Raw genomic sequence first — 26,176 nt, forward strand, 5'->3', positions numbered from 1 at the left:
GGGCTGCACCAACGCGGCCAGGTCGATCAGGCTGACGCCTTTCCAGTGCATATCCAGCTTGGACCAGGTGGTAACGCAATGAAAGTCGGACGTATCTTTCGTTTGCGGCAGGGTCATAAAGTCTTTCCAGGTCAGCACGACCGGGTGGTCTACAGCGCCGTCAATGGTCAGCCGCCAACGTTCCTGCGGAATATTGGGATGGTAACCCAGGTCAAGGACAGGCCACTTGACCGTTTTGGTCTGTCCGATCGGGATTGTGGGCATGCCATGACGGTTAGGCGGGCCGGAGCCTTTCGGCTGATCGTCCGCCAGTGAAGGCGTCGCCTGCATCTGCTGCTCGAAGCGTGCTTTAAGTTTCATCCGCGCTTCTATGATACGTTCCAGTTTTTCCGGTTCTTCCATACGCTAAGTTAAGCATTTAATGCTTCGGCCAGCAAACGATAAGACTTTAGCCGGGCCTGCTGATCATAAATGTGCGAAGTCGCCATCAGTTCATTGATGCCCGTGCGCTCCATAAAATCATTCAGTTGCGCCTGCACCGTTTCCTTACTGCCAAAGAAGGAATAGGCCAGCATCTGCATTGCTGCTTCCTGTTCAGCCGCGCTCCAGATGCCGGCCATACTTTCTACAGGCGGTGGTAAGGGATGCCTTCTGCCGGTAATAATGCCCTTGAACAATTGCTGTAAGGAAGTGGCGAGGTATTGCGCCTCTGCGTCCGTATCCGCTGCCACTACATTCACACAGGCCAGCACATAGGGCTCGGACAAATGACGGGATGGCTTAAAAGTTTTCCGGTAGAGTTCAATAGCCTGCAGAAAATAGGCCGGTGCGAAATGGCTCGCGAAAGCATAAGGCAGGCCTTTGGCAGCCGCCAGTTTAGCGCTGTCCAGGCTGGAACCGAGTATCCAGACCGGGATGTCCAAACCCTGGCCGGGAACGGCGCTGACCCCGTTCGGATGATCGCCCGCAAAATAATGCTGGAGCGATGCCACATCTTGCGGAAAGTGAAAGGCTGCATTCATGTTCTCACCTCTGATGGCCAGGGCCGCCGCCTGATCGCTGCCCGGCGCCCTGCCCAATCCCAGGTCAATCCGGCCCGGATAGAGCGTTTCCAGCGTACCGAACTGCTCGGCGACTACCAGGGGTGAATGATTGGGCAACATAATGCCGCCCGAGCCGACACGGATCGTGGAGGTCTTACCGGCGATATGCCCGATCAGTAAACAGGTAGCGGAACTGGCCACGCTCACCATATTATGATGTTCGGCGAACCAGTAACGCGTGTAGCCTAAAGCTTCCGCCTGTTGTGCATTTGCCACGCTATAATTAAAACTGTCTGCAATGGTATGTCCCTGGATGACCGTTGCCAGGTCGAGCACTGAATAATTGATCGTTGCCATGTCGCAAAGTTAACAGGCCGCAGGCCCGCTTCTGTCAAATCAGTCCCATTTTAACGACAATCACTTAAATGCGACCTGAACTCCAGCGGAGATTGCCGGGTTTTATTTTTTAAACAGTTGGCTGAAGGATTGGGAATGCCCGAAACCCAGGCTGCAGGCAATTTCATTGGCGGACAGGTTAAACGGCTGGATGCGGTCAGTGATATCAGGCCGTCTTATCCCTATTGGCATCAACGACAATTCGCAAGCCTTAATACCGCTCCCCGATCTGTACCGCCATCTGGGGGAATAAGCTACAGAGCGGGATAAGCGAGCCTGCAACAGGCCTTCGGCTACCGAAGGTCCGTCTTTATAACCTCAGCCAGCAATGCTGTGATCTTTTTACTTGTCTACTTTCAAAATCATCATCATAAATTCATGAAACGCAAATAAATTAGCGTACCATAATTAATGAATGATGAAGACATTTGATATCATCCCTTTGATGCTGACGGCTTTAATTCTATTTTTTTTACCCCGTTATGGCCGGGCTCAAAACATACCGCTGGCAAATGCATTTTCACATAACGATTACCAACATAAATTACCGCTTTTTGAAGCGCTCAATAACGGTTATACCTATATTGAAGCCGATGTATATGTGCACAAGAACCGCCTGGTAGTTACGCATGTTCTTCCGCTTATTCATCACCGGCGCACCTTAGAAGGTTTATACCTTGCCCCTCTGGCTAAATATATCAGTGGCAACAAGGGACAAATCTATCCAGGCTATAATCAACCGATTACCCTGATGATTGACATCAAGTCTGATCCGGTGAAAACCTATCAGTTGCTTAAACCGTTGTTGGAGGAATATCATACAGCGCTTAACGGACAAGTGAGCGTTGTGCTTTCGGGAAATAAACCATACGGCCAGGTAATTGCCGATACCGCTAAATTGGTAACGCTTGATGCCGATTTATGTAAAATTAACCGCACCGCGGCCGACGATAAGCTGCTGGCCATGGCCAGCTGTAAATATTCTAAACTTTTAAAGTGGAAAGGAACAGGCGCCCTATCACTAAAAGATAGCCTGAAGCTGACGACTTACGTTAGACAAGCGCATTTATGCGGCGCCAAAGTGCGTTTATGGCATTCGCCAGACAGCCCTTTGGTATGGCATCAATTATTACAATGCGGGGTAGATCTGATTACTACTGATCAATTATCCAGACTGCGCGAGTTTTTGACCACCATCAATTCCGGCAATCAGTTAAAACCCGAAGTAAATAACAATAATTAATCTGCAGCGGGCGGACCAGCTAATGAAAGATTTCGGCGTTTTTATTGGACTTGTCAATAATTTAAATCGTAAATGCCTATCTTTAAGCAACCTAACTCTTTCATCATGAAAAAGTTCACCGCTTTGTTCGCTGCCTTGTTTGCTGTGTGTTTGTGGACCGGACCTTCGTTGGCGCTGGATAACGCCCAGGTACCGAAAACGGTGCTGCCTGACCCTTCGCCCGGTACGGAACCGGCCACAGTTGTCCTGCCGCAAGTGCTGGCCATCAAGCCGGTTTATTCGGTAGTTTCCCAGGAGCAGACGGCCCGGGAAGACAACCTGTCGATCAATAACAGCACCCAGTCGGTCGCTGTCTATCCGGGCAATATCATCCGGTTCACGATCAGCAACCCCATGGCTTTTTTAAACACCCGCCCTGCTGATAACAGTAAGGTGGTGCTTTATGTGAACGGGGTGGAGATGAAAGGCATCGTGTCCGACTGGATGAGCCAGATCACCCGGCTGCAGATCAATGCCGGCCAGTTACCGGCTTTGGGGAATACTGCGGATATCTTTATTGCTTTGCGGCGGAATGACAGCACGCGGAATGCCTGGCAGTTCTTTTACAGCAATACCGGCCACTTCTATGATAACTTTGCCAACCTGAACGCTTCCATCGGCTGGCAGGGCATGTCGGAGCTGCAGAAAGTACCCGGCACGCCGCGGGTGACGATCATCTATTACCGGATCTGGGTGTTTGTCTGCTGGATGCTGCTTTTTGTGATCGTGCTGGGGCTTTTCGTTTATATCTGCGTCTTTACCGATGCGCTGAAGGACGGCGGCCGCGGCGGCGCGTACAGCCTGTCCTTAAGCCAGCTGATGTTCTGGACGACACTGGTGATCGGGGCTTTTATCTATACCCTGGTGCTGACGGATATCGTGACCACTTTTAATACCTCTATCCTGCTGCTCCTGGGCGTCAGCGCGGGTACCACCGGCCTGGCTTATGTGATCGACAGTAATTTCGCAAAGAACAACCCGGGAGCGCCGCAAAAGCAGCATGCCACCTTCTTAAAAGACATCCTCACGGACGGGAACGGCTACAGTGTGCAGCGCATCCAGGCCTTTGCCTGGAACCTGGTGCTCGGTATGTACTTCATCATCTATACGATCGATAACAAGAGCATGCCGGAATTCTCTTCCACTATTCTCTTTTTAGCGGGGATCAGTTCGGCCTCTTACCTGGGCGCCAAGGGGCCGGAGAATACGAATGCGGCGCGCCCCGTAGCTGCAGCTGGCAGCCCGGCTACCCCTGCTCCTGCGGACCAGGCTTCAGCATAAATCCCGGAGCGTCCCTGAATTGCTTCCAGTCGGTCTTGCACTGTTCATAGGTTTCCTGTATAGCCTGCTGCCCTTCCGCCGGCAGCGCGGCAAAACCGTTGCCGGTGGTATAAATGAGTTGTTCCAGGTATTCCACCAGGTTATAGCACATGGTGGCCTGCCCGGTGATGATCAGTTTATCCAGCATGTCGCTGACCACGTCCTGGTCGGTAAACCAAAGCGTGGTGCCGAAACCGGCGGCTTCCTCGGTGACCTTTTTAAGCTCAGGTCCGATGACGTCCTGGTAAGTTCCGGTAAGCACACTGTGCCTGGCGACATTAGGGTCCGCCCCGCCGTCCTGCTCAAGCCGCTCGCGGCTGTTCACAAAATCTTCTTCGGTCAGCTGTTTGATCAGGTTGCCGATCCGGCGGTAGTCAAACGCGGTGTTATGATAAAGGATATTGTAGTTGAGCCGGCGTACGACTTTCAGAAAGACGTTCATCAGCAGGTCCACCAGCGACACCAGCCTGTTCAGTAACAACGGTTCTATCCGGTGCAGGGACAGGTCTTCTAGGTGCAGGTGAGCGAGTTTATCACGATAGAAGCCGGGTATCTTTTGCGTCAACCGGTCAAAGGTCCAGGATAAAGCAGCGCGCAGCCTTTTGACGGCCAGCACCTTGCCAATCCACAAGATCAGTGCAGCGGCCGCAAAGCCCAGCGACAGGCCATTGCCGAAATTAAGCCTGTACTGCGTAAATACGGGGATGATCAAACCGAGCAGGACAATGCCCAGCAGCACGTAGCTTGTCCGGTCGCTGACCGAAGCGGATCTGGCCGCCAGGTCTTTGAGCGTCCATTTGTAAAAACCCGTTTTCGCGGTTTCGGGCGCCGGCTGGTAGGCTTCCATATAGGGTGAGGCGACATCCGAAACGATGATGAGATCGAAATAGGCCTCTGCGTCATTCTTGCGGTAGTTCAGGATCGAACTGATGCCCTGATTATCATATATGCCGCCATCCATCAGGCCGGTGGGCTTGTTCGCTGCCGCCAGTGCTCTAAGCCTTGGAGCCTGGTCATGAACAAAATCCTGGGGCCAGAGGATGGGCTCGAAACCGCCCGGGAAACAGGATGAGGCGGCCATCACGTCTCCCAGCCTGGTTTCCGCTGCGGTTTCCCCATCCACCATCAGATAAAAATTTCCGCAATAACCGGCTGCTTTATTACGGAAACGGAAATCGACGGCATTGGTAAATTCGGTGGTATTGAATACAGCGGCTTCCAGGTGGGTGTGGCTGAGGTCCAGGTCGGCGATCGTGGCATGCCGGGTCAGGTGTTCATCATACTGCAGGGCGAAGGCGTTGATCAGGTTTTTGCTTTTGGCGGTATTGGTCCAGACCGCGTCCGGGTTCAGCTGGCTGATGCCCGCCTTCACCAGGTCGAGCTGCTTGAGCTGGCTGATCAGGAAGTTGAAGATCGTTTCGAACTCATCCTTATGAGCTTTGCCGAGCGCATAGACGATCCCGGTGATGGTGCCGCCGGATACGGTGGAGATCATTTTTACATTTTCCAGCAGGGGCTTGCCCTGGTACTGCAGCCGGTTCAGGTAGGAAATGGCGCCGAGGTGGTAGCTGGCGGCGCGGTAACCGCCGCCGGAACAGCTGAGGGCGATCTTTTCGAGTGGATGCGATGAAATTTGTGTATGGCTCATATGCAAAAGGTTTTAATGCAGGACGATGGTGGGGTCAAAACCCAGTTTTTTGACCAGCACGCTGAAATCCACGATACGCTGCGGGAGTTTGGCGCGGCTTTCAGTGGGCTGGTTGGGCAGCCAGTAACACAGCCTAACAGGCTGGTGCGTAGACAGGTCTTTATAACAGATGATTTTGTAATAAGCTTCGGGCATCGTGACGGCGAGCGCTCCCTGGCTGTAGACGTGCTGTGCGCCGCTGGTGCCGCACCAGATCTGCACGCTGTCGGTCACAGCCAGCCCTTTGAAGCCGGTCAGTTTGCGGCAGAGTTCTTCGGTGGCCAGTTCGGTGCCGATGTTCTGTCCCTGGAATTCCATACCAGCATTAAAGGTATAGGTATCAGACAGGATGGCGGCATCCAGGCACCAGGCCAGCAGGATCCAGGCCTGGCAATGGCCTTTGGCGATCATGTCGGTTGATTCTATATTGGCGGCCCGGTAGATCATCGTCTCGTCGGGCTGTCCGTAACCGGAACTCCAGGCGGCAGGTATCCCGGTGCGCGGAATGTTCAACGCTTCCTGCGCCAGCCGGTGTTCCCGGGTATAGACATAATAGGTCACGACAGGGCGGTGCGCCGCGGTATCCGCAATGGATTTGAAATAGGGATTCTCCCACAGTTTGCAGGCGGCGCAAAGCGGCGAGCTGACCGAGGGGTATTTCTGCTGGAGCGCGCGGACATAGGTCACGTCCAGGGCCGGGGCCTGCGCGGCGGTGAGTTCCGGCAACAGGAAACCGCCGAGGATGATGAACAGGATTCGGATCTTGGCCATGGTGATTGATTTTCAGGCTGGTATAAATCAGGAGACCTTAACGCCTAGCCGATTAAGCCCCGGTGGCAAACTGCACGTGCATCGGGTCCGGCGTCTTGAAATGCCGGCCATCGCTAAAGCCATGCTTTTGCCAGATCGCGTACCACCAGTCCGGCAGGGTTTTGGTCAGCGGCTTTTTATGCGGGTTATGCAGGGGGTCCCAGTCGATCGCGATCCCGTAACTGTGTAAGGACAGCTTGGTATGGTCCCCGGAACTTGGCCGGAAATTAAAACAGCCGGCGGTAATGTCCAGGCGGTACTGGTGCAACCAGGCACGGATATCGTCTTCACCCGGGTTTTTGAGTTGCTCTGCGGCATAGGCCCAGATCTCGTTCATGACCGTGGTGAATACCGGTGCCAGCAGCACATGCATCTGTAAACCCGGGTAAGGGGTCAGTGAACCGCTGTCGCCCTGGTAGTATAGTTTCCAGCCGGCAGGCGGTTTGACGAGCTGAATGTGCGCGTGTACCCAGGCTTTGTTTTCGGAACCATCGGGATTGGCGGGGTTGCCAAACAAGGCATTGATTTCTTTGTAACCGTTTGGTGTATTCATCGGATCAGGTATAGGGTTTAACAAATTGTGAATAAGTGATTTGCAAGCTAATTTAAGCAATACGCCATACAAAACCTACCGGAAAAACACCCTTTTTTTAATAATTCCCGCCAAAGTGCATTGGGCCGGCCGGCGCAGCTTAAACATTGCGGTAGTTATAGTGCATAGCATTTCTCCGGCTTATTACTGTTCTGATATGTATTAATGATATGCAGATATACCATTACTGAAACCTCCCCTGTCAAAAAACAGGTAAAAGGTTTTATTCACCTCTCCTATTTTTTACTTTTTGAGGACCACGATAATCAAATTTTGTTAGTCGCTTAACCCGAACTCACGTTAATTTATTATTATATTAGGGTACCAATACTTTACCATGAAAAAATGTTTTATTTTATTGATTGTGGTTGCATGTACTGTTCCGTTGGGTTGCTCGAAATCAGGGTCCGGCAACAAGGACATTCTGACCATGGGCACACTTAAAATAAAACTTGTCAGCGGGGATGGCCAAACGGATACAATAGGTAATCCTTTGACGAATCCAATAGCTGTACAGGTTACTGCGAATGGTGTTCCGTTAGCCGGCTATTCAATTGAATTCAAAGGATCTGGCTGCAACCTCGGTAACACGGTACCGGATATCAGTCGCAAAGACGGAATGGCTTATTATACATGGTCGCTTGCGGGCAATGTGGGACAACAGATCTTAACCGCTTATGTGCTTAATTCAAATAATCAAAAAGTAGATTTGGTTAAAATCAAAGCTACTGCTATTGCCGGGGCAGCGGGCTGGCACAATGGAGGCTGTACAATACAAACAGGGCTAAGCCCTGCCAGCTTTTGTAAGTTAAGCACAGGGAGGTTATTTACCTGTTTCGCAGGAGGCAAGGCTTCACTAAGATATTCAGACGATAATGGCACAAATTGGAACGCTGTCGTGCCGTTGGGAAACAGTCACCAGATCAACTACGTTGTGTCGAGCGCTGCGGATGAAGTTTATGCATTAACAACCGATGGCGTATTTTACTCAAAGGATGCCGGTCAGAACTGGACGAACTCAGGTGCCAGTCCTTTTGATGCCGCCACCATAAATGCTGCAGCTGCAACACATGGCGGAAAACTGGTGGCGACGACCAGCGAACCGGCAGCTGCATTTGTTTCCGGTGACAAAGGTAAAACCTGGACCACCACGACAAAGGCTGCTTTCCCCGCAGCCCAGCCCATCGAGCCCTATTTTGACTGCCCGTCAGAGGACAAGGAAGGAAACATATATGTAACAGACGCCTATAACATGAACCTTTTTAAATCGGGGGACGCCGGCATCACGTGGTACGCTGTGCCTATAGGCGGAAGCGTTACTCCCGGTATATTTTATTCTTTTTACATTGGCCCGAACAATAATTTTTTTGTCTGTTCCATCTTTCATACCAACGGAATATATATTTCAGAGGACGAAGGAACGGGCTATACTGGTTATATGATTGGTGGTCAAAAGTATGGCAATATGAGTGTACAGGGTGATGGAAGGTTTTATTTTGAAGATGACAGCAATGGCCTTTATATGCTTAATAACTATAACAATAGCACATTGGTATTCCCGTTTAAGGGCACAGGGCTGCAGCCTTATATTGTTGCAAAAAATGGCAATTTGATCGTAGCCAATTGGGGAAAACCTTATATCAGGTATTATAGTAAATGATTGGGGAGATGGTCCCAGCGCATTGGTTAACGACAAGAATCTAATCTACGGCTACCAAAAGCAGCGTAGTTTCAGGGAACAACACCATCTAATTAAATCCGTCAAGCTTAAGATCGGGTTAACGCACGTTGAGGCCGATTTTCATTCTTATTGACTGAAGGCCTGCTATTATTCGTTATACTGTAAAGCAGCAACGTAAGCTGGGATAAGGTATGGAAATAACCCCGGACACCTCAATTCCGTGGGTAAAACCGCTTCCGTGCCCTTCGAAACACAAACACCACACATTCAAGCCCCACTCCGGCGCTACTCAAAAAAATAAATTAACGCACCGCGACTAATCCCAAACTTTCTCCCATGTGTCAATCGCATGGCTTATGGAAACTTATATTACACATCAGTTTTCATAAAAACATCCTAACAACCTCATTTAAAACAGGCTTCAATAATTGCAAAAAAGCTTCAGTATCATCTTGAAGTTTATCAGCATGTCATTATCACCTTGCTTTGTATCAACAAACGGCAGTAACCTGCCCAAAACGAATATTAAAGCAATAACAACATGGAGCATCTATTGAACAACACTACCTGGAAACAATACCTATGCGCCGCTCTTGCAGCAGCGGTCTCTTATTACGCCTTTATCGCCTGGAAATATTACCGTCATGAGATCAGGCAACTGATCGCCAGGCTGAGTGCCAAAGCCGATGCTCCGGAAGAGCGGCCTGCTGTATTGCAATACCCGACAGAAAAAATTGAGCCGGAACAGGTTAATCCAGCGGTCAACTTGCCCGAAGAAGCCTACAGCCAGAAGTTGCCCTTCAGCGGAACTGCGAGCGACCTCGCCCGGCAACTCCGGCAGTGCATCTATGAAGCTGCCGAGGAGCCCTTCGCACCGCAACTGCTCATCCCCGCACTCCGAAAAATACTCCATGATTACCCTGATGTCGCTGCGACAACCGACCGCGAAAAGATCAACGCTCTTGTCGTCAGCGAATGTGACAATACCGGCACGGCGCTGCTGAGTGAAGGCGAAGTGGATCAGTGGTGGAGCGCTTAGCTCGCCGTGCCTTTCCCCGGCCCCGCAATCCGCGGGGCCAATAAAGGGGAAACCAAAGCCCAAAAAAATAAGCTGCCCGGCCCCGCGCTGTAGCGCCATCACCGCAAAGGAATGAGTTAGGGTTGCAGCTTTTTCCCTCCCCTCCCTGTGGTAACCGGGAGCGGGTATGGGAAACCTATGCCCTGAAAAAAGCAAAAGGCCGAAAGCGAAAAGCCAAAGGCCTTCAGAATTCAATAACCAAACGATAGTGAAATGGAAAAGTGCAAGAGAAAATCGTGGAGCAAAACACTCCAAAAGGCCGCCCTGTGCGTGGTATTGATCACCCTGACTTATTTAACTACCCAGGCCCAGGACGGAAACGCCGGCATTCAGGAGGCCAACACCCAGGTCAGGAGCTATTTTGAAAGCGGCACCGACCTGATGTACGGCATCGGGGCCATCGTCGGCCTGATCGGTGCGGTCAAAGTCTACCAGAAGTGGAACAGCGGGGACCAGGATACCTCCAAAGTCGCCGCAGCCTGGTTCGGCTCCTGCATTTTTTTGGTCGTCGTGGCCACCATCATCAAATCCTTCTTCGGCCTGTAGCCCCACCCAACCCTCCCCGGAAGGGAGGGCTTTAAAAACAAGCAAATGAAAACATTACTCATCGGCAAGCTGCATAACTATATGGTGCAGCACCATACCGACCTGCTCATCGCTTTGCAGGAAGACCACCGGCTGAACCATTACCTCAGCACCAAGATCGATTCCATCAGCGGACTGATCGAAGAGCTGCAACGGGACAACCGCCCGGACTATGTCATCGAAGCGCTTTGCCTCGAAGAATTGACCCGAGACCTGCGCCCTTCCCGCTTCAGCTGGATGCGCGAGCTGCTGGAGGAAGAATTTCCGGAGGACTGCCAGCGGCTTAACCGCAGCGGCATCCTGACCTACGAGCTTATCAACCTCATTGGTGCCTGCGAGCCCATTTTCGAAATCTTCGGTTTCGGAGAAGAACACGAAGACCACCGCGGCCTGCGCGCCGCCATCACCGGCATGATCGCCGAATACCTCGAAAACCAGCAACCCGAAAATTAAACCGGCATGTCGTTTAACCCATTCCATAAACTACGCGATAACATCGAAGCGATCCGCATCGCCCTGGCCTACCAGCCAGGCGATGTGTTATCCGCGTTTATCAAAGCGCCCTGGCGATCCGCACCAAAGGTTACGAAAAAAGAACATACCATGAACAACAGCATCTATACCATTAATAAAAGCATCAACAAAAGCATCGAGTTCCACGGCCTGCGGGCGCAATACATCTGGTATTTCGCCGGGCTGGTACTCGCTTTGATGATCCTGTTCGCTGTTCTGTATATCATCGGCGCCGGCACCATCATCTGCGTCGCCGTTTGCGGACCGGCAGCGCTATTCGGCGCTATGAAAATATTTGCCTTAAGCCGCAGGTACGGCGAACACGGCCTGATGAAGGCCATGGCCCGCAAACGCGTACCCCGCGTCCTGAAATCTTACGGCCGCCGCTTTTTCCAGCAATTAACCCATAAAAAGAACCTATTATGAGCAAGTTCAGAGAACCCGTTATCTACAGCTTCGGCCGTACCAGCTTTGTTGTAGACATCGACAAGCAGGTGCTCCGTCAAACGGATAAGCCCGAAAACGAGATATCCTTCATCAGGGATTTGACCGATTTCGGTGATCATTATCTGCTCGCCTGGAACGAAAACACCAAACAGGCCACCACCGATACGGAGGAAGCAGCAGCTTATATCATTCCACAGCTTGTCCAGCTTGACCCGCAGGGCATGTCTGAAAAATACAGCATCCCGGTCGAAAAGCTGCAATCCATGAGCGACTTCGAGGTCATCGTTGACCAGGCAGCGCTGGCGGGCCGCAAACAAAACATCCTCCCGCAGATCGATATCGCCGGCGAGCAATTCGTCGTCGACCTGCGCATGCACGAACTCCGCCACGCACAGCACTTCTTCCCGGTGATCAGCCTGAAGTCTTTTGAACTGACCAATGACGGCTGGAATTATGAGGCTTTTTATGAGCCGTTGATCAAACAGGTGGTGGAGATCGACCCGAAACTGCTCGAATTCCCGCCAGGGGTGATCAAGATCAGACTGCCCAACGAGATCGGGCTCGACCCGGTAGGTGCAGCGCAGATCTACGGCATGGACGAACGCGAGCTGCTACGACGCTATCCCATCCAAAAAGAACTGAAAGCCGAAGTCATCCCGCTGACCGAAACCGATATCCCGAGGCTGATCCGGCAGAATAAAGAACAATTACAGCGTGACCACCAGGAAAACATGCAAAAGGCCAGGCCGCGCAACCGCCACCGCTTTTGAAACCCCACCCAACCCTCCCCAAAGGAGAGGGCTATAAATGATGTGAAAGAGAAAATGCGAAATGGAAAAACAACTCAAAAATATACTGCCCATCCTTGGGATTGAAAACGACGCCATTTTATCCAAACAGGGCGAGTTTACACTGGCCTTCCGCATCAGCCTGCCGGAAGTGTTTACGCTCTCGGATGAGGATTACGAGCACCTGCACCAGGCCTGGGTAAAAGCCATCCGGGTACTGCCCAAAGACAGCGTGCTGCACAAACAGGACTGGTTTTTACAAAAAGAAACCACGCAGGGCAAAACCGGCTGCGGTCAAAGCTTTCTGAACCAGGCCAGCGCCCGTTACTTCCAAGGCCGGAAATACCTGGCGCATGACTGTATCGTTTACCTGACCAAAAGACCGCAGGGCAGCAAACCCACCGGCTCGCTGTTTTCCAGCCTGATCCGGCCGACCCTGGTACCCCGCGAAATGCTTGACGCGCAGGCGGCTCGCGAATTCCGTGATGTGGGCGCCCGGTTCAAACGCCTGCTGGAAGATACCCGCCTGATGAGCGTTACGCCCTTAACCGCCGCCGACCTGCAAAGCCAGCTAAAAAAAACCGGGCTGATCGAACGTTATTGTTTTTTAGCGGAAAGGGATGACCCGGCTTTATACCAGGATATCAGCTTTGACGAAGCAGTGCGTATCGGCAACCGGGAGCTGGCGATCTATACCTTAGGCGATACCGAAAGCCTGCCGCCCAACTGCGGTTCGCGCCTGACCTATGAACCCTATTCTACCGACCAGACCAAATTCCCGGTGAGCTTCGCCGCGCGGCTCGGGCTTTTACTTCCAACCAGCCATATCTATAACCAGTACATTTTTGTTGGCGACGCGCAGGCGACACTCAAACAACTGGAAAAGAAAAGGCTGCGGCTGCAATCGCTCTCGGCTTATTCCCGGGAGAATGCCATCTCGCTGGAGGCCACGAACGAATACCTGAACGAGGCCATCAGCCGCCAGCGCCTGCCGGTCAAAGCACACTTTAACGTGATGGTCTGGTCGGATGGCCGGGAACAGCTGTTAAGCAAAGGCAACCAGGTCTTATCGGCGCTCGCCGCGATGGATGCCTCCGCCAAACCGGAAACTGACGGCGCGGCGCAGATCTGGTGGGCGGGCATTCCCGGCAATGCGGGTGATTTTCCGGTCAATGACACTTTCCATACCTTCGCCGAACAGGCCGCCTGCTTCCTGAACCTCGAAAGCAATTACCAGAGCGCCCGGGCTGGTGAAGGCATCCGCTTCTGCGACCGCTTATCCGGCCGCCCGGTCTACGCCGATCTTTTCGATGCCCCCCGAAAGGAAGGCATCACCTCCAATATGGGCACGCTGGTGTGCGGCACATCGGGCGGCGGCAAATCCATGACCGTTAACCATATCCTGCGTTCGCTCTATGACCAGGGCGCACATTGCGTGACCGTCGATATTGGCGGCAGTTACCTTGGCCTCTGCGATACCGTGAAAGGCTATTATTTCACCTATACCGAAACGGACCCGATCCGTTTTAACCCGTTCTATCTTTCCAAAGGCGAAGTGCTCGACACCGAGAAAAAAGAAAGTTTAAAAGCCTTGCTGGTTTCCCTTTGGAAAGGCGAAAACGAAACGTTCAACCGGGCGGAATACGTGGCCCTATCCAACGCCTTGCAGGGTTATTATGAATACCTCGCCCAAAACGCCCCGGTATTCCCCGGTTTCGATTCTCTCTATGAATATCTTGAACGCGACTACCGGCAGGTGCTGAAAAGCCACCGGGTAAAAGAAAGTGCGTTTGATATGGACAATTTTCTGTATGTGTTACGGCCTTATTATAAAGGCGGGGAATTCGATTACCTGCTGAACGCCCGGGAGAACCTCGACCTGCTCAGCCAACCGTTCATTGTGTTCGAACTCGACCAGATCAAGGACCACCCGATCCTTTTCCCGGTCGTGACACTCATCATTATGGAACTGTTCATTTCCAAAATGCGCAAACTGGCCGGCGTCCGTAAAGTCCTCACGATAGACGAAGCATGGAAGGCCATCGCCAGGTCGGGTATGGCGGAATTCCTGCGTTACGCCTTTAAAACCATCCGCAAGTTCAACGGGGTGCCTATCGTGATCACGCAGGAACTGGACGACCTCATTTCGTCACCGGTCATTAAGGACGCCATTATCAATAATGCAGATATTAAAATCCTGATGGATATGCGCAAGTTCCAGGGCAAGTTCGACAAGCTCCAAAATGCGCTGGGTTTGTCGGATAAGGGGAAAACCATCCTGCTGTCGGTGAATAAAGATAACCGGGAGATTTTCGTGGACATCGGCGGGCAGGTCATGAAGGTCTACAAAAACGAACTCTGCCCCGAAGAATATTACGCATTCACAACCGAAGGCCGCGAGCGGGTGCAGGTAAGGGAATACGCGGAAAAACACGGCGGCATCAAGGCGGGCATCGCCGCGCTGGTAGCCGAGAAACTTAATTCAAAAGCATCATGAAAAGATATATCATCATCCTGGTGGGCTGCGTGTTGTTTTTGCCGTGCCCGCCTGAAGCCCAGGCACAGGTGCCTGCGGCCAGCGCCTTTACCGGCCTGATCAGGAAAGTGATCGTCGCCATCGACATCAAAGTGCAGCGCTTGCAAAACCGGACCATCGCGCTGCAAAACGCCGAACAACAGATCGAGAACACCTTGCACCTCAACAGCCTGAACGGGATCTCGGACTGGCTCAACAAGGAAAAGGACCTCTATGCCGGTTATTACCAGGAACTATCCAAAGTCCGCCGGCTGATCGCCAGTTATGATGCGGTCAAACGCATCGTCAGCCAGCAAAGCCAGCTTGTCAGTGAATACCGGAACGCCAGCGCGCAGTTCAACCGCGACCCGCATTTCAGCCCCACGGAACTGAAGTATATGGGCAATATCTATAACGGCATCTTACAGGAAAGCCTGCGCAACCTCGACGAAACCATCACCATTATCAGCGACCTGGCGGCGAAGATGGACGATGCCGAACGCCTGGAGCGGATCAACCTGGCGGCCAAAGCCATGCAGACCAACCTCGGCCACCTGCGGCAGTTCAACCGGCAGAACGCCGGGCTGAGCCTGCTCCGGGCCAAAGACGGACGCGACCGCGCGGCGGTGAAGCAATTTTATGGGATACAATAAACCTAATGATATGAAAAACCTATTCATCAACCCCGCGCGCTTAGCCGCCAGCTTTATTTTTTCCCTCACCAGCCTCGGCATTATGCAGGCCAAAGCCCAGTTCCTGGGCGGCTTTTTCAGCCAGCAGGCCACGAAGAAAAAACTGATGACCGAACAAATCGCCGGTTACCAGCTTTACCTGAGCGCCATCAAAACCGGTTATGCCATCGTCGGTAATGGCCTGACGGCAGCGCATGACCTGAAGAATGGCACTTTCAGCCTGCATACGGCTTATTTCAATGCTTTGCAGCAGGTTGCGCCCGTGGTGAAAAACGACCCGAAAGGCCGTGCCACCGACAGCCTTTACCAACAGATCCGCTCACTATTCTCGAACGAAAAACAATGGCAGGCTAAACAAAAGTCATTGACCGTGACCGAGCTGCAATACCTCGACAAAGTAAGCGCCGGCCTGCTGGCCGAATGTAAAACGGACATGGCCGAACTGAAAGACGTGCTTACGCCGGGCCGGTTGCAGCTAAGCGATGCCGAGCGCCTCAACCGGCTGGATCGGCTCTATGACCGCATGAAGGACAAACAGGCCTTTGCAGCTTACTTCAGCAATAAATGCCGCAAGCTGGCGCTGAACCGGCAAAAGCAGCAAAAAGACCAGGAGCAGATGAAAAAGCTTTACGGCATACAATAGCCCAAACAAACGTCAAAGGAGACCTTGAAAGCGATGAAAAAGTTAATTTTTACCATCCTGCTGACGGTAGGGCTCTTCAGCCTGCTGCCGCAACAAAGCAAAGCGCAATCGGTCGATGATTGCATGCAACAGCTCATACTCGACTATGAAAAACTGGCCAGTCTGAAGAACATCCTTAGCCAGATGTACCAGGGCTACGAGGTTTTGTCCAAGGGTTATAGCGCCGTGAAAGGCGTTGCGCAGGGCAATTTCAGCCTGCACCAGGTATTTCTCGACGGCCTTTACCTCGTCAGCCCCACCGTGCGCAAGTCCCCGCGGATCACGGATATCATCAGCGACCAGGCGACGCTCGTTAGCGAATACCGGCAAGCCTCCGGTTCATTCAGCCGCAGCAGCCGGTTCAAACCGGATGAACTGGCTTATATGATGACCGTTTATAATAACCTCATCAGTGCCAGCCTGCAAAACCTCGATAACCTGGTGATGATCGTCACGGATAGCCAGCTGCGGATGAGCGATGCGGAGCGGCTCAGGGCCATCGACCGGATGTACCTCGAAAGCTACAATCAGCTCATTTACATGCGGCGCTTTAATGGTCAGGCATCAGCTATGGCGAAACAACGCGTCGTGACCGAACAGGACAGGCAGGCGCTCCATTCTATTTACGGCATTAAACCCTGATCTTATGAAAAAGAAAACGTTAACAGTTGCGACATTGGCAACCCTGGGCGTACTTTGCCCTTTACTTTCCCATGCCGAGGGCGCAGCCGACGACCTGCGCAGCCTGCAGGGCATGCTCAGTCAGCTTTACGACCAGATGATCCCGCTTTGCAGCGGCATGATCGGCGTCGCCCGCGCCATCGGTGGTTTCGCCGCTTTATGGTATATCGCCGCCCGTGTTTGGAAACACCTCGCCGCAGCCGAACCCATCGATTATTATCCCCTGTTGCGCCCATTCGGCATCGGCTTTTGCGTCGCCTTCTTTCCGCTGGTACTCCGCCTGATGAACGGCGTGCTCCAGCCCGTCGTGACCGCCACGGAAAATATGGTGACCAATTCCAACCAGGCCATCGAGCGCCTGCTCAGTGAACAACCGCAAAACGATAACGAGCAAACACCCAGCGAGCTCAATTCAGACCCGGACAAATGGTACCAGTACAACCACCCCGACGGTACCGATGCCAGCGCGGGCAACCCCATTTCGGATGCTTTTTCCGGCTGGAGCATCAAGAACTGGGCGCGTAAATTCATCTACGAAGTACTTAACATCCTTTTTCAGGCCGCAGCGCTTTGCCTCGATACGATCCGTACGTTTAAGCTTATTGTGCTGGCCATTCTCGGACCGCTTTGCTTCGGGCTGAGCATTTTCGACGGCTTCCAGCATACGCTGAAGCAATGGATCGCCCGTTACGTCAACGTGTTCATGTGGCTGCCCGTCGCCAATATTTTCGGGGCCATTATCGCCAGGATCCAGGCCAATACGCTGCTGGCCATCCAGAGCGGTAACCTCGGCGGCAACGAATTCGGCAATACCAGTACGGCATACCTCATTTTCCTGCTGATCGGTATCCTCGGCTACTTCACCGTGCCGAGCATTGCCAACTACATCATGAACGTCGGCGGGCATGCCCTCTTCAATAAAACCTCGGCGATGGCCTCGATGGCCGTATCCTGGTTCAGCGGCTCCATCATGCGGAACGCTTTTTCCAGCTACAGCCAGGTCAATAACCGGCAAAGCAGCAGCAAAGAAACCCAAAACAACAATTACAACACGGAAAAGCTGAAAGGCGGCTCCGGTAAAACATCCTGACCATGTTTAAAAAACTCAAGAACCTGGAGACCGCGTTCCAGCACGTACGCATTTTTTCCATCGCCATCGTCCTGCTGGCCTTTGCCGCCGTCTGCTTTATGGCCTGGCTGCTGAAATCAGAATCAGTGGCCTTACAAAAAAAAGTCTACGTCCTTTCCGGCAATACCGCATGGTCGGCCAAAGCCGTCGAACGCGCCGAGTACCTGCCCCTTGCAGCCCGCGGCCATGTCCGCGCCTTCCACGAGCTGTTCTTTACCCTCGACCCCGACGAAAAGGTCAACAAACGCAACCTGTCCCGCGCCCTTTACCTCGCGGACAATTCCGCCCGCAAAGTCTATGACAGCCTCTCCGTCAGCGGCTATTACGCCAGTATCATCGCAGGCAATATCAGCCAGCGCCTCAACGTCGACAGCGTACAGGTCGATACCCGCGCCAGTCCTTACCATTTCCGGTGCTACGCTACCCTGCACATTATCCGCTCCACCAGCCAGGTCGCGCAAAGCCTCATCACCGAAGGCGACTTGCGCGAAGTGGAACGCAGCGACAACAACCTCCTCGGCTTCCTCATCGAGCACTGGAGCACCATAGAAAACAAAGTTTTAACCATCAGCAACCATTAACATGGAAACCAAGAACCCTTTAAAACTGCAACGCCAGCGGAAAGCCCTGCTGGTCATGCCGCTCATTATTTTCTGCCTGAGCACCGTATGCTTCTGGGCCTTCGGCGGCGGCAAAGGCCCGGAACCGCAAAGCACGGTCCGGCAAAACCTCCGGTACAAAATACCACCCACGCTGCTGGGTGGCAACCAGGACGGCGATAAAATGAGCTTTTACGACCGCGCCCGTGCCGACTCCGATAAACAGGCGCAACTGCGCAAGACAGACCCTTTTTCCAAACGCGGCGCGGACAGCGGGGCCTTAGCCCCGCCCAACGACAACCTCTTCCCCCCCCCCCGCCAGCCCTCGCTTTTCGGCGACCAGGTTTCCGGCAATAACGATGACCCGGCGGTTAATGCCGCCAAGATCAGCCAGCGGTTAAAACAGTTACAATCGGTGATCAACAAACCGCCTGCGCCAGTGGGTACAACAATACCTAAACCAGCGCTTAACAGTCGCCCGGATTCCATGCGGTATCCTGCGCCCCTAAGCGAAGACCCGGAAATGAAACAGATGAACGGCTTACTGGAAAAAATCCTGGATATCCAGCACCCGGAGCGGCTGAAGGATAAAAAAGAGGACATCCTTGTAAAAACTGCACCGGAACAATTCCAGGCGATCCCCGCAGTGATCGATGGCAACCAGAAGATTGTGCAGGGCACGGTGATCCGCATGCGCCTGCTGGACTCGGTAAGGCTGAACGGGCAACTCTTCGTCAAAGGGCAACCGATCTATGGCAGCGGCGACCTCTATAACCAGCGGGTAAAAATCAATATCAAACTAATCCATGTAGGACTGAACATTATCCCCGTCGACCTGACCGTGTATGATCGGACAGATGGCATGGAGGGTATCAGCGTGCCGGAAGCCGTAAACGGTGAAGCGCTGCGCGAAGGTGCAGTCAACGGGGTGCAATCCATGGATATGCTTAGTCTCGCCCCTTCGGTAACGGCGCAGCTGACGACGGCAGGGATCAATACGGCCAAAGGGCTTTTCTCTAAAAAGGTCAAACGCGTGAAAGGAAAACTGAAGGACGGGCACGAACTGCTGCTGCGCGACAATAAGGCATTGCATTAATCTTTTGGCTATGGAATTAACGGATCGCAAAGCCATTGCCAATTTTTTGTCAAAAGCTACGGAGCAACAATAAAATTGGGTGGCCTTTGACCGGGGCCGGCATCAACCTGTATTTCATGGGTATGTTTCCGCCGGTGAAGCTTCAGAATTCTGCTCGTCATCAAATAATGTATTCGATTATGTCATGCAGGAGCCTCAAGCCGGATCCCGACAGTTACCCGGAAAAGCACTGTGGTATCGCCCTGTTCAGGGTTCATAGTAACCGGTACGGCAGGCTGCAATGCTCAACGCCCCAGGCCCTATACCGCCCGCTGACTATCGAACAAACGCTGTGTGCCCGCTTCGACCATGACCGCGGTACCATCAGGCTGCACGATGATCAGTTGCATTGGACGGATCTAAGGCTTTTAGCTGCTTCAACCTATCCCACACATTTTATCAAAATAGTATTAACCATTAAAAATTCAAGTATTATGAATCAGGAAAGTTTTGAGTACAACAGGGATCAACTTCAGTATCTGGGATTTGGCGAAGAAATCGCGAAGTCCTTACATACAAAAATGGAACAGAACCTGACCGAGTTTACACTGGACCACACACGTAAGTTCGGAAAGGATGAAATGCACTCGGTGCTGTATTTTTCGAAAGGTGATGATGCCGCTAAAGACCTTACTTTTTTCAACCGTTTTACATCGACACTAAAAAAAGAAGGTATGGAAGACCTTTCGCAGACCTTCTTTGTCGGGCCGAAATTTAACTACACGCTCCAGGAACGCTACAACATGATGGACGGGCGCGCGGTTTACCGGGAACAACCTGTTTTGGAAAGGAAAGAAATCGATGGTAAATTGAAAATGGTGCCGACCGGTGAAACCTACTGGGCCTGGCGGGCGCTCAACTTCAAAGAGGCCGATCAGCACGGCAACTTTTTACCCAAGATGATCCGCTGGCATGACCAGGGGAAGGCATTGGAAAAATTCCCGATTGTCGGCGCGGAAGAGAAATACATGCAGGCGCGTTTGCTGGCGCAATTGCAAAAAGGAAACCAGGTTGAAGTTAACGTATTAAAGGACGGCCAGGAGGTAAAAACTCAAATGGTGGTGAATGCGCCGATGATGCGCGTCGACTTTTATGATGGGAACGGCCAAAAGCTGAATATTAAGCCAGTGAACAGACAGGCCTTTGAACAAAGCCAAAAATCGGATCTATCGCCGCAGGAAGTGCAGCGGGCAGCTATGGCTAAAGCAACCGCAGCTAAAGAGGGCACCCTAACAGCGGGCCAGGCAATACCGGCCGCCCAGAAAACGGCGGCTGAACAAAAACAGGGACCGGCCCCGCAGCGCAAGCAAGCTGTTAAGATCTGAGTATGGAGCTGTGCAGGCCTTTATGGGTATTCTTTGAACGGGTCGGCAGCGATCCCCGGATCTGTATTGCCCATATTGGCCTTTTTGCTACGCTCCTGCAGTTATGGCAGCGTGGCGGGTTTACGGATCATATCGAGGTTTATAGTTACGAGGTGATGGAGGTGGCCCGGATTTCTTCTCGGGCCACTTATCATCGCTGTATCCGGGACCTGCATGACTTTGGTTATTTACAATATTTCCCATCTTTCAACAAGAAGAGGCGCAGTAAAATCATTCTTGGTCCCCGGGATCTACCTGTATGCAAGCGATAAAAAGTAATTGCAGGAAATTAAAAAAATTCATAATGCCCGTATGTACACCATGACGAGAACCATTGCATATAAAATTATAAATATCGCAAAGAATACAGGTAGTATGAATTATCGTAAGCGTACCCTGTGTCTACTCGACCACGGAATATTTATCAATACCATCATTCAAAAGAAATCCATTCAACAACATTCCTACATCGTATAGACCATGAGTGTAGAGATTATTACCAAAGAAGATCTGCAGCATTTCAGGCTGCAATTACTTAATGATATCAATGATTTGTTGAACACAAAAAAAGATATCCAAAAAGAATGGCTCAAAGGTGCTGAAGTCAGGCAACTGTTGAAAGTATCACAGGGCACTTTGCAAAATCTCCGGACAGGGGGCAGATTATCTTACTCCAAGATTGGGGGAACTTATTATTATCGCCATCAGGACATCATTAAATTATTGGAAAACAGCAGGGAGGCATTTCGTTAACATGTCCGCTGCTCAACATTTATCCCGTCTATTTTACTGCTTCAGCGAAGACGCCCGGATTACCGCCTGGCACCTGAGTCTCTATATGGCGATTTACTTTTTATGGCAATCCGCCGGCATGAAAAAATCTATAAATGTTTCCCGAAGGAAACTTATGAAGTTGTCTCGCATTCAAAGTAACATCACTTATCACAAATGCGTTAGCCAGCTTCAGGACTATGGCTATATCAGGTACACGCCATCATACCACCCGCACCTCGGTAGCCGAGTGGAACTGTTGCTCGCTACATAGCAATCAATATGTCCGCCAGCTCGGCCTGTTAAATTTTTCTTCGGCAATGCCATCACCGTAACGGTCAGCCAACCCTCCCCTATTTTGTTGGTGACAACTTTACTTCGATCCGCATTGCTTTGCACCGATAAAACCTGTTAGTTCCCATTGTTTAACAATAATTTTGCAGTCAAGCCCGGAGATCGATATTTTGCCATATTTATGATCGAACCCATCTGCCTGGAATATCAAGACTGGCAAATCCATAGTTTCCGGCCCGGGGAATTAGCGCGGCATAGTCAACTGATCAAAGATATATACCTGCTCAAAGACCGAAAGACCCTGCAATTCTTACCCGAAAAACGATTACACGCGCTTATCTGGAGAATACGGAGCCATTGACCACCCTGTTCTGTGCTCTTTTGAGCTTCAGTTTGTGTAATTCGGAAATGAAAATAGCTTGTTATAATTAAGCGATTGGGATGGTCAGAGTGTCGCGGAATAATTCCTCCTTGATTTGCGTAATCAGGTGGTCAAGGTATCCGAATCCTCCACATAGGTGACCATGACTGCCGACAAGCTATGACGTTTTGTCCCTGCACGATGCAATAAATGAGTCTGCCCCGATTCAGGACCGGACTGTTTACTTCCCCTCCCATCTTTAGTAAAAGCTTTGATTTCTTCCAACTGACCTTGTGACTGCCCTTCCTAATAAATTTCATGTTGATCCCTGTACCTCGTACTTGTGTTAAAATCGAAGAAAAATAATTTATTTTGGAACGATAGGTTTTTTATTTTTACTTTTGCCCTGTGCCTAGAAATAAAGCGTTTGATTACCAGGATAAGTTAAAGGTAGCCCGTGATCTTTTTTGGAAAAAGGGTTACCAGGCCACGACCATGAACGATCTGGTAGACGCATTAGCTATAAACAGGAGTAGCATTTACGACAGCTTTGGCAATAAGCATGATCTTTTTTTGAAGTGCCTGCATGATTACATCCAGGAAATAGAAACAAACTACCGGGCTTCCGCCAATAAAGGAGCATCAGCACTTGATTCGGCAATTATAATTATCAAAGATATTGTTAAGAATATTTTAGTTGACACCAAAACGTGCTTAGCGATCAACTCAACTTTTGAACTTTCCCGTATAGATGAAGATGTAAACCAAATGCTTAAGCAACAAGCTAATAATTCCATAAAGCTTTTTGAGGGCCTGTTTCTCAAGGCGCAACAAGAAGGAGACCTATCTGCTGAAAAAGACCCCGGTTTGCTGGCATATTTTGTAGTTACCAGTTTTGCATCGCTATGGAATGCTGATCTGCTTTTCAACGATAAAAAACGATTATATCAATTGACTGATTTTCTGATCAGTGTAATTAAATCTTAAATTTTTTTGACCTATTCTGGAACGATAAGTTGGTTATAATATAAATACGAAATAAATTTTAACGGTATGGATTTATCAAGTTTTGAAAATCAGAAAATCGAAAAAAATATTGCCGATCCTCGCCGCTGGATGGCGCTGGCTGTATTGCTGACCGGTACATTATTGCCGCCGCTGGATTTCTTTATTGTTAATGTAGCCCTGCCTGCTATACGCAGGGATCTCCACGCATCACCAGCCGATTCCCAACTGGTGGTATCGGTATATGCTGCTGCTTATGCCGTCACATTGATACTGGGTGGCCGGTTGGGAGACATATACGGCAGAAAGCGGGTATTCATTTTCGGAATGCTCGGGTTCGGCATTGCATCTGCCTTATGCGGTTTTGCACCATCGCCGGCTGTATTAGTAGCCGGCAGGTTATTACAAGGGGTGGCGGCAGCCGTAATGGGTCCGCAATCACTGGCATCCATTCACGCTATTTTTCCTGCGGAAGAAAAAAACCGGGCACTGAGCTTTTATGGGGCAACTTTCGGACTGGCGTCTGTGGCGGGACAGTTGTTGGGCGGCGTGTTGATATCGGCCGACCTGTTTGGTCTGGGCTGGCGAAGTATATTCCTCATTAATCTGCCCGTAGTTGTTCTTGCCATACCAGCCGCCTCAATTTTACTCAGGGAAAACCGTGCTGAAAAATCTGATGTATTGGACGTTCCGGGAGCTATATTGCTCGCTGCCGGACTATTGGCCTTCGTGCTTCCGCTTATCGAGGGACGCGAAAATCGCTGGCCATGGTGGTGCATCATACTCCTGATAACAAGTATACCTTTGCTAATGGCATTCTGGCATTACGAAAAAAAGAAGGAATTAAGAGGTGCTTCGCCATTGGTTTATCCATCTTTATTCATGAAAAGCGGGTTACGAAAGAATTTGGCCGCAGCATTCTTTTTCTATTCCCTGGCCTCTTTCTTCCTGATTTTTGCTGTATATGAGCAAGGGGCCTTAGGTCATGACACGCTGGCGACAGGTTTCGCTATTCTGCCGCTGGGAGTCGGCTTCTTTCTTGGTCCTTGGTGCAGCCCCGCTATAGTTAGCCGGCTTGGTTCCCGAACGGCCGCCTTCGGAATGATCCTTGAAGTCGCCGGACTGATCTTAGCCGCTATACTGTCCTTAAATGGAATTACTTCATATCTTTTTGTACCCCTTTTTTTTATAGGACTTGGGCAAGGCATTGCCATCCCCGCCCTGGTGCGCTTAAACGTCGACCAGGTCGATCCACGCTTTTCAGGGTTGGCGGCAGGCCTGGTAACTGCCACTTTTCAAATAAGCGCTGCTGTTTTCGTTGCGTTGATTGGTGGGCTTTTCTTTACACTTGCGCCGGATGGCGTGAGCGCAGCAGAAATTCAGTTCAGCTTTGGCATAACTACTTCAGCTATCGCACTTTCTTTAGGTATGGCAGCGATGCTATGCTGGAAAAGATAATGTAGCAATAATATGGCGCCAAGATCTAATGTCAAGTTAAGCTCATCCGGTACCATGAACAATACAAATGTAGGGAAATTGCCATCGACAATCAGTTCGGGCTTCAACAGCAAAACGGTATGCTCCCTGAGTTCTGTTTGTTCCATGGCGATGCGGGCAAGTTTTTTAAGCAGCCTTTGCTCTTTTTCGTTCATTGTGCGCGGTCCGGTATCGATGATGTAACTATCGGGCGTTATGATCGGCGCTCCGGCGCAAGACCTGATCTTCAGGAGGTCCCTGACATAGGGAAGATTAGCAAACAGTTCGTTCCGGAGGGTATCGTCTACCGGCAGGGGCTCGAGGTTAAGAATGGCAACGGAGCAAAAGCCGACGTCCCGGCTTACATACCGGAGCCCGTTCAGGCCCAATCGGCTTTGATAAATTCGGTATCGGTGTAACCATTAATCAACTTTAAAAACTACGGATGTGGCAAACGGCATTGTCTCCGGGCAAGTGATCATCAATCCCTCTGGTGATTGTTTCCATTTTAATTGGCCATTATAGCCTAAAAGCCGAACATTTTTAACCGGGTGATCAAAGCGTTCCGCGTCGGTTCCCAATGATTTAACCGTCAGCATCGCCCCTGCTTTTGGTACAACCATACTGAATACGTACAGCGATCCATTTTTACCAACTGTGAAGCGAAAATCCTGCTCGTTGAATTTAAATTCCGCCTGTCTTCGTCCTAACGCTCCCCCGGGTAACATTTTAAGTTTACCATCAATCTGTTCGCCTTCCCCCGGAATTACCCAGGCGCGGCTGCCGTAAACCGCTTCGCCATTTTTCCGCATCCATACCCCTACTTCTTTCAGCATTTTTTCACTTCCTTCATCCAGTGAACCGTCTGGGAGCAAGGAAATACAAATGGCAGCATTGCCATCGCGTGCAATGGCTTCAGTAATATATTTGATCATCATACCCGAATCATACGTAAATCCAGGGGCGTAAAACCAGTCGCCAACCGGCGCTTCTGCTATCCACGGCTGGTCGGTTTTTATATCTGGGGGAATCCCGAATTCCTCCGTAGTTACGGTACCATTTGTCTTATTCCTGAACTTAACAATGCTAAACGTGTTTACCTTACCCCGTCTGGCTAAAGTGCGGTTATAAAAATCAGCTATAACCGTTTGCATAGCATTAGCTTTATACCCGGTGCCTGTGCCCTCACCGGTAAACGGTCCCTGAACGGTACCATCGGTATATATAAAATCCGGATCATAATGCTGCAC

27 protein-coding genes are annotated in these 26,176 nt (G+C 51.0%); 20 read left to right on the forward strand and 7 right to left on the reverse strand.

The genetic code is table 11. The features are described from left to right. Together BLS28_RS29895 and BLS28_RS29900 are read right to left on the reverse strand one after the other, a co-directional pair. Positions 1–402, reverse strand: a 402-nt coding sequence (locus tag BLS28_RS29895; RefSeq protein ID WP_176844611.1) for a molybdopterin-dependent oxidoreductase, incomplete at its 3' end; no start/stop codon positions are given. An 8-nt stretch (positions 403–410) separates the two neighbouring features. Continuing rightward, the gene (locus BLS28_RS29900) at positions 411–1,400 is read right to left on the reverse strand and encodes an LLM class flavin-dependent oxidoreductase (RefSeq protein WP_091176415.1); all 990 of its coding nucleotides are present in this window, start codon (positions 1,398–1,400) and stop codon (positions 411–413) included. 117 nt (positions 1,401–1,517) lie between these two features. On the opposite strand from BLS28_RS29900, the gene BLS28_RS30675 reads away from it, so the two are divergent. The 3 genes from BLS28_RS30675 to BLS28_RS29910 all read left to right on the forward strand — a co-directional run bounded on the left by BLS28_RS30675 (position 1,518) and on the right by BLS28_RS29910 (position 4,002). Next, positions 1,518–1,709 carry a hypothetical protein gene (locus BLS28_RS30675; RefSeq protein ID WP_143020916.1) on the forward strand — a complete coding sequence of 64 codons (192 nt, stop codon included), beginning with the start codon at positions 1,518–1,520 and terminating at the stop codon, positions 1,707–1,709. 145 nt (positions 1,710–1,854) lie between these two features. Next, complete coding sequence (locus BLS28_RS29905) at positions 1,855–2,682, forward strand: glycerophosphodiester phosphodiesterase family protein (RefSeq protein ID WP_091176417.1); 828 nt, start codon at positions 1,855–1,857, stop codon at positions 2,680–2,682. A 105-nt stretch (positions 2,683–2,787) separates the two neighbouring features. Continuing rightward, positions 2,788–4,002 carry a hypothetical protein gene (locus BLS28_RS29910; RefSeq protein ID WP_143020917.1) on the forward strand — a complete coding sequence of 405 codons (1,215 nt, stop codon included), beginning with the start codon at positions 2,788–2,790 and terminating at the stop codon, positions 4,000–4,002. Here the strand turns inward: BLS28_RS29910 and BLS28_RS29915 are convergent. Genes BLS28_RS29915 through BLS28_RS29925 form a run of 3 tightly spaced genes read right to left on the reverse strand, consistent with a single transcriptional unit; the run spans position 3,968 to position 7,091 of the window. After that, on the reverse strand, positions 3,968–5,689 hold the full coding sequence (locus BLS28_RS29915) for a patatin-like phospholipase family protein (RefSeq protein WP_091176421.1): 1,722 nt from the start codon (positions 5,687–5,689) through the stop codon (positions 3,968–3,970). The two genes, BLS28_RS29910 and BLS28_RS29915, sit on opposite strands and share 35 nt — an antisense overlap. 12 nt (positions 5,690–5,701) lie before the next feature. Next, complete coding sequence (locus tag BLS28_RS29920; RefSeq protein WP_091176424.1) at positions 5,702–6,499, reverse strand: DNA/RNA non-specific endonuclease; 798 nt, start codon at positions 6,497–6,499, stop codon at positions 5,702–5,704. Positions 6,500–6,551: 52 nt separating this feature from the next. Beyond that, positions 6,552–7,091 carry a M15 family metallopeptidase gene (locus tag BLS28_RS29925; RefSeq protein ID WP_091176427.1) on the reverse strand — a complete coding sequence of 180 codons (540 nt, stop codon included), beginning with the start codon at positions 7,089–7,091 and terminating at the stop codon, positions 6,552–6,554. Between the two features lie 376 nt (positions 7,092–7,467). Here BLS28_RS29925 and BLS28_RS29930 point away from each other — a divergent pair, with 376 nt between their 5' ends. The 17 genes from BLS28_RS29930 to BLS28_RS30015 all read left to right on the forward strand — a co-directional run bounded on the left by BLS28_RS29930 (position 7,468) and on the right by BLS28_RS30015 (position 24,908). Continuing rightward, positions 7,468–8,790: a WD40/YVTN/BNR-like repeat-containing protein gene (locus BLS28_RS29930; protein ID WP_091176429.1), complete on the forward strand. Its 1,323-nt coding sequence runs from the start codon at positions 7,468–7,470 to the stop codon at positions 8,788–8,790. Between the two features lie 562 nt (positions 8,791–9,352). Next, a complete protein-coding gene (locus BLS28_RS30680) occupies positions 9,353–9,850 on the forward strand; it encodes a hypothetical protein (protein WP_143020918.1) in 498 nt (165 codons plus the stop codon). Positions 9,851–10,102: 252 nt separating this feature from the next. Beyond that, positions 10,103–10,435, forward strand: a complete 333-nt coding sequence (locus BLS28_RS29940) for a DUF4134 domain-containing protein (RefSeq protein WP_091176434.1) — start codon at positions 10,103–10,105, stop codon at positions 10,433–10,435. A gap of 45 nt (positions 10,436–10,480) precedes the next feature. Further along, on the forward strand, positions 10,481–10,927 hold the full coding sequence (locus tag BLS28_RS29945) for a DUF1896 family protein (protein ID WP_091176437.1): 447 nt from the start codon (positions 10,481–10,483) through the stop codon (positions 10,925–10,927). Positions 10,928–10,933: 6 nt separating this feature from the next. Continuing rightward, positions 10,934–11,413 (forward strand): DUF4133 domain-containing protein, encoded by a 480-nt coding sequence (locus tag BLS28_RS29950; RefSeq protein ID WP_256337584.1) that lies wholly within the window; start codon positions 10,934–10,936, stop codon positions 11,411–11,413. After that, on the forward strand, positions 11,410–12,204 hold the full coding sequence (locus tag BLS28_RS29955; protein ID WP_091176439.1) for a hypothetical protein: 795 nt from the start codon (positions 11,410–11,412) through the stop codon (positions 12,202–12,204). The genes BLS28_RS29950 and BLS28_RS29955 overlap by 4 nt, the downstream gene beginning before the upstream one ends. Positions 12,205–12,265: 61 nt before the next feature. Continuing rightward, the gene (locus BLS28_RS29960) at positions 12,266–14,719 is read left to right on the forward strand and encodes a TraG family conjugative transposon ATPase (protein ID WP_091176441.1); all 2,454 of its coding nucleotides are present in this window, start codon (positions 12,266–12,268) and stop codon (positions 14,717–14,719) included. Beyond that, on the forward strand, positions 14,716–15,390 hold the full coding sequence (locus tag BLS28_RS29965) for a conjugal transfer protein TraI (protein ID WP_091176443.1): 675 nt from the start codon (positions 14,716–14,718) through the stop codon (positions 15,388–15,390). The genes BLS28_RS29960 and BLS28_RS29965 overlap by 4 nt, the downstream gene beginning before the upstream one ends. Positions 15,391–15,400: 10 nt before the next feature. Next, positions 15,401–16,072, forward strand: a complete 672-nt coding sequence (locus BLS28_RS29970; protein WP_091176445.1) for a hypothetical protein — start codon at positions 15,401–15,403, stop codon at positions 16,070–16,072. A gap of 33 nt (positions 16,073–16,105) precedes the next feature. Continuing rightward, the gene (locus BLS28_RS29975; RefSeq protein WP_091176448.1) at positions 16,106–16,753 is read left to right on the forward strand and encodes a hypothetical protein; all 648 of its coding nucleotides are present in this window, start codon (positions 16,106–16,108) and stop codon (positions 16,751–16,753) included. A 4-nt stretch (positions 16,754–16,757) separates the two neighbouring features. Then, entirely contained in the window at positions 16,758–17,882 is a 1,125-nt protein-coding gene (gene traJ, locus BLS28_RS29980) for a conjugative transposon protein TraJ (protein WP_091176451.1), read from the forward strand. A gap of 2 nt (positions 17,883–17,884) precedes the next feature. Further along, positions 17,885–18,502, forward strand: coding sequence for a conjugative transposon protein TraK (traK, locus tag BLS28_RS29985; protein ID WP_091176453.1), 618 nt, complete (start codon positions 17,885–17,887; stop codon positions 18,500–18,502). A 1-nt stretch (position 18,503) separates the two neighbouring features. Next, positions 18,504–19,616, forward strand: coding sequence for a conjugative transposon protein TraM (locus tag BLS28_RS29990; protein ID WP_091176456.1), 1,113 nt, complete (start codon positions 18,504–18,506; stop codon positions 19,614–19,616). A gap of 179 nt (positions 19,617–19,795) precedes the next feature. Next, the gene (locus tag BLS28_RS29995; protein ID WP_143020919.1) at positions 19,796–20,980 is read left to right on the forward strand and encodes a hypothetical protein; all 1,185 of its coding nucleotides are present in this window, start codon (positions 19,796–19,798) and stop codon (positions 20,978–20,980) included. 519 nt (positions 20,981–21,499) lie between these two features. Beyond that, positions 21,500–21,772: a helix-turn-helix domain-containing protein gene (locus BLS28_RS30005; protein WP_091176461.1), complete on the forward strand. Its 273-nt coding sequence runs from the start codon at positions 21,500–21,502 to the stop codon at positions 21,770–21,772. 1,081 nt (positions 21,773–22,853) lie between these two features. Next, complete coding sequence (locus BLS28_RS30010; protein ID WP_091176463.1) at positions 22,854–23,432, forward strand: TetR/AcrR family transcriptional regulator; 579 nt, start codon at positions 22,854–22,856, stop codon at positions 23,430–23,432. Between the two features lie 66 nt (positions 23,433–23,498). Next, positions 23,499–24,908, forward strand: coding sequence for an MFS transporter (locus tag BLS28_RS30015; protein ID WP_091176466.1), 1,410 nt, complete (start codon positions 23,499–23,501; stop codon positions 24,906–24,908). Here the strand turns inward: BLS28_RS30015 and BLS28_RS30685 are convergent. Further along, positions 24,830–25,315 carry a GAF domain-containing protein gene (locus tag BLS28_RS30685; protein WP_143020920.1) on the reverse strand — a complete coding sequence of 162 codons (486 nt, stop codon included), beginning with the start codon at positions 25,313–25,315 and terminating at the stop codon, positions 24,830–24,832. The two genes, BLS28_RS30015 and BLS28_RS30685, sit on opposite strands and share 79 nt — an antisense overlap. A gap of 33 nt (positions 25,316–25,348) precedes the next feature. Beyond that, positions 25,349–26,176 (reverse strand): alpha-L-fucosidase (locus BLS28_RS30025; RefSeq protein WP_176844612.1); only part of this gene is annotated, 828 nt, incomplete at its 5' end.

Source organism: Mucilaginibacter gossypii (assembly GCF_900100945.1).
GTDB classification, from domain to species: domain Bacteria; phylum Bacteroidota; class Bacteroidia; order Sphingobacteriales; family Sphingobacteriaceae; genus Mucilaginibacter; species Mucilaginibacter gossypii.

What these genes read in the sequence shown, in the direction of transcription:
- BLS28_RS29900 (WP_091176415.1), bottom strand. Translation starts at nt 1,400, where the DNA reads ATGGCAACGATCAATTATTCAGTGCTCGACCTGGCAACGGTCATCCAG.
- BLS28_RS29905 (WP_091176417.1), top strand. Translation starts at nt 1,855, where the DNA reads ATGATGAAGACATTTGATATCATCCCTTTGATGCTGACGGCTTTAATT.
- BLS28_RS29910 (WP_143020917.1), top strand. Translation starts at nt 2,788, where the DNA reads ATGAAAAAGTTCACCGCTTTGTTCGCTGCCTTGTTTGCTGTGTGTTTG.
- BLS28_RS29915 (WP_091176421.1), bottom strand. Translation starts at nt 5,689, where the DNA reads ATGAGCCATACACAAATTTCATCGCATCCACTCGAAAAGATCGCCCTC.
- BLS28_RS29920 (WP_091176424.1), bottom strand. Translation starts at nt 6,499, where the DNA reads ATGGCCAAGATCCGAATCCTGTTCATCATCCTCGGCGGTTTCCTGTTG.
- BLS28_RS29925 (WP_091176427.1), bottom strand. Translation starts at nt 7,091, where the DNA reads ATGAATACACCAAACGGTTACAAAGAAATCAATGCCTTGTTTGGCAAC.
- BLS28_RS29930 (WP_091176429.1), top strand. Translation starts at nt 7,468, where the DNA reads ATGAAAAAATGTTTTATTTTATTGATTGTGGTTGCATGTACTGTTCCG.
- BLS28_RS30680 (WP_143020918.1), top strand. Translation starts at nt 9,353, where the DNA reads ATGGAGCATCTATTGAACAACACTACCTGGAAACAATACCTATGCGCC.
- BLS28_RS29940 (WP_091176434.1), top strand. Translation starts at nt 10,103, where the DNA reads ATGGAAAAGTGCAAGAGAAAATCGTGGAGCAAAACACTCCAAAAGGCC.
- BLS28_RS29945 (WP_091176437.1), top strand. Translation starts at nt 10,481, where the DNA reads ATGAAAACATTACTCATCGGCAAGCTGCATAACTATATGGTGCAGCAC.
- BLS28_RS29950 (WP_256337584.1), top strand. Translation starts at nt 10,934, where the DNA reads ATGTCGTTTAACCCATTCCATAAACTACGCGATAACATCGAAGCGATC.
- BLS28_RS29955 (WP_091176439.1), top strand. Translation starts at nt 11,410, where the DNA reads ATGAGCAAGTTCAGAGAACCCGTTATCTACAGCTTCGGCCGTACCAGC.
- BLS28_RS29960 (WP_091176441.1), top strand. Translation starts at nt 12,266, where the DNA reads ATGGAAAAACAACTCAAAAATATACTGCCCATCCTTGGGATTGAAAAC.
- BLS28_RS29965 (WP_091176443.1), top strand. Translation starts at nt 14,716, where the DNA reads ATGAAAAGATATATCATCATCCTGGTGGGCTGCGTGTTGTTTTTGCCG.
- BLS28_RS29970 (WP_091176445.1), top strand. Translation starts at nt 15,401, where the DNA reads ATGAAAAACCTATTCATCAACCCCGCGCGCTTAGCCGCCAGCTTTATT.
- BLS28_RS29975 (WP_091176448.1), top strand. Translation starts at nt 16,106, where the DNA reads ATGAAAAAGTTAATTTTTACCATCCTGCTGACGGTAGGGCTCTTCAGC.
- traJ (WP_091176451.1), top strand. Translation starts at nt 16,758, where the DNA reads ATGAAAAAGAAAACGTTAACAGTTGCGACATTGGCAACCCTGGGCGTA.
- traK (WP_091176453.1), top strand. Translation starts at nt 17,885, where the DNA reads ATGTTTAAAAAACTCAAGAACCTGGAGACCGCGTTCCAGCACGTACGC.
- BLS28_RS29990 (WP_091176456.1), top strand. Translation starts at nt 18,504, where the DNA reads ATGGAAACCAAGAACCCTTTAAAACTGCAACGCCAGCGGAAAGCCCTG.
- BLS28_RS29995 (WP_143020919.1), top strand. Translation starts at nt 19,796, where the DNA reads ATGTCATGCAGGAGCCTCAAGCCGGATCCCGACAGTTACCCGGAAAAG.
- BLS28_RS30005 (WP_091176461.1), top strand. Translation starts at nt 21,500, where the DNA reads ATGAGTGTAGAGATTATTACCAAAGAAGATCTGCAGCATTTCAGGCTG.
- BLS28_RS30015 (WP_091176466.1), top strand. Translation starts at nt 23,499, where the DNA reads ATGGATTTATCAAGTTTTGAAAATCAGAAAATCGAAAAAAATATTGCC.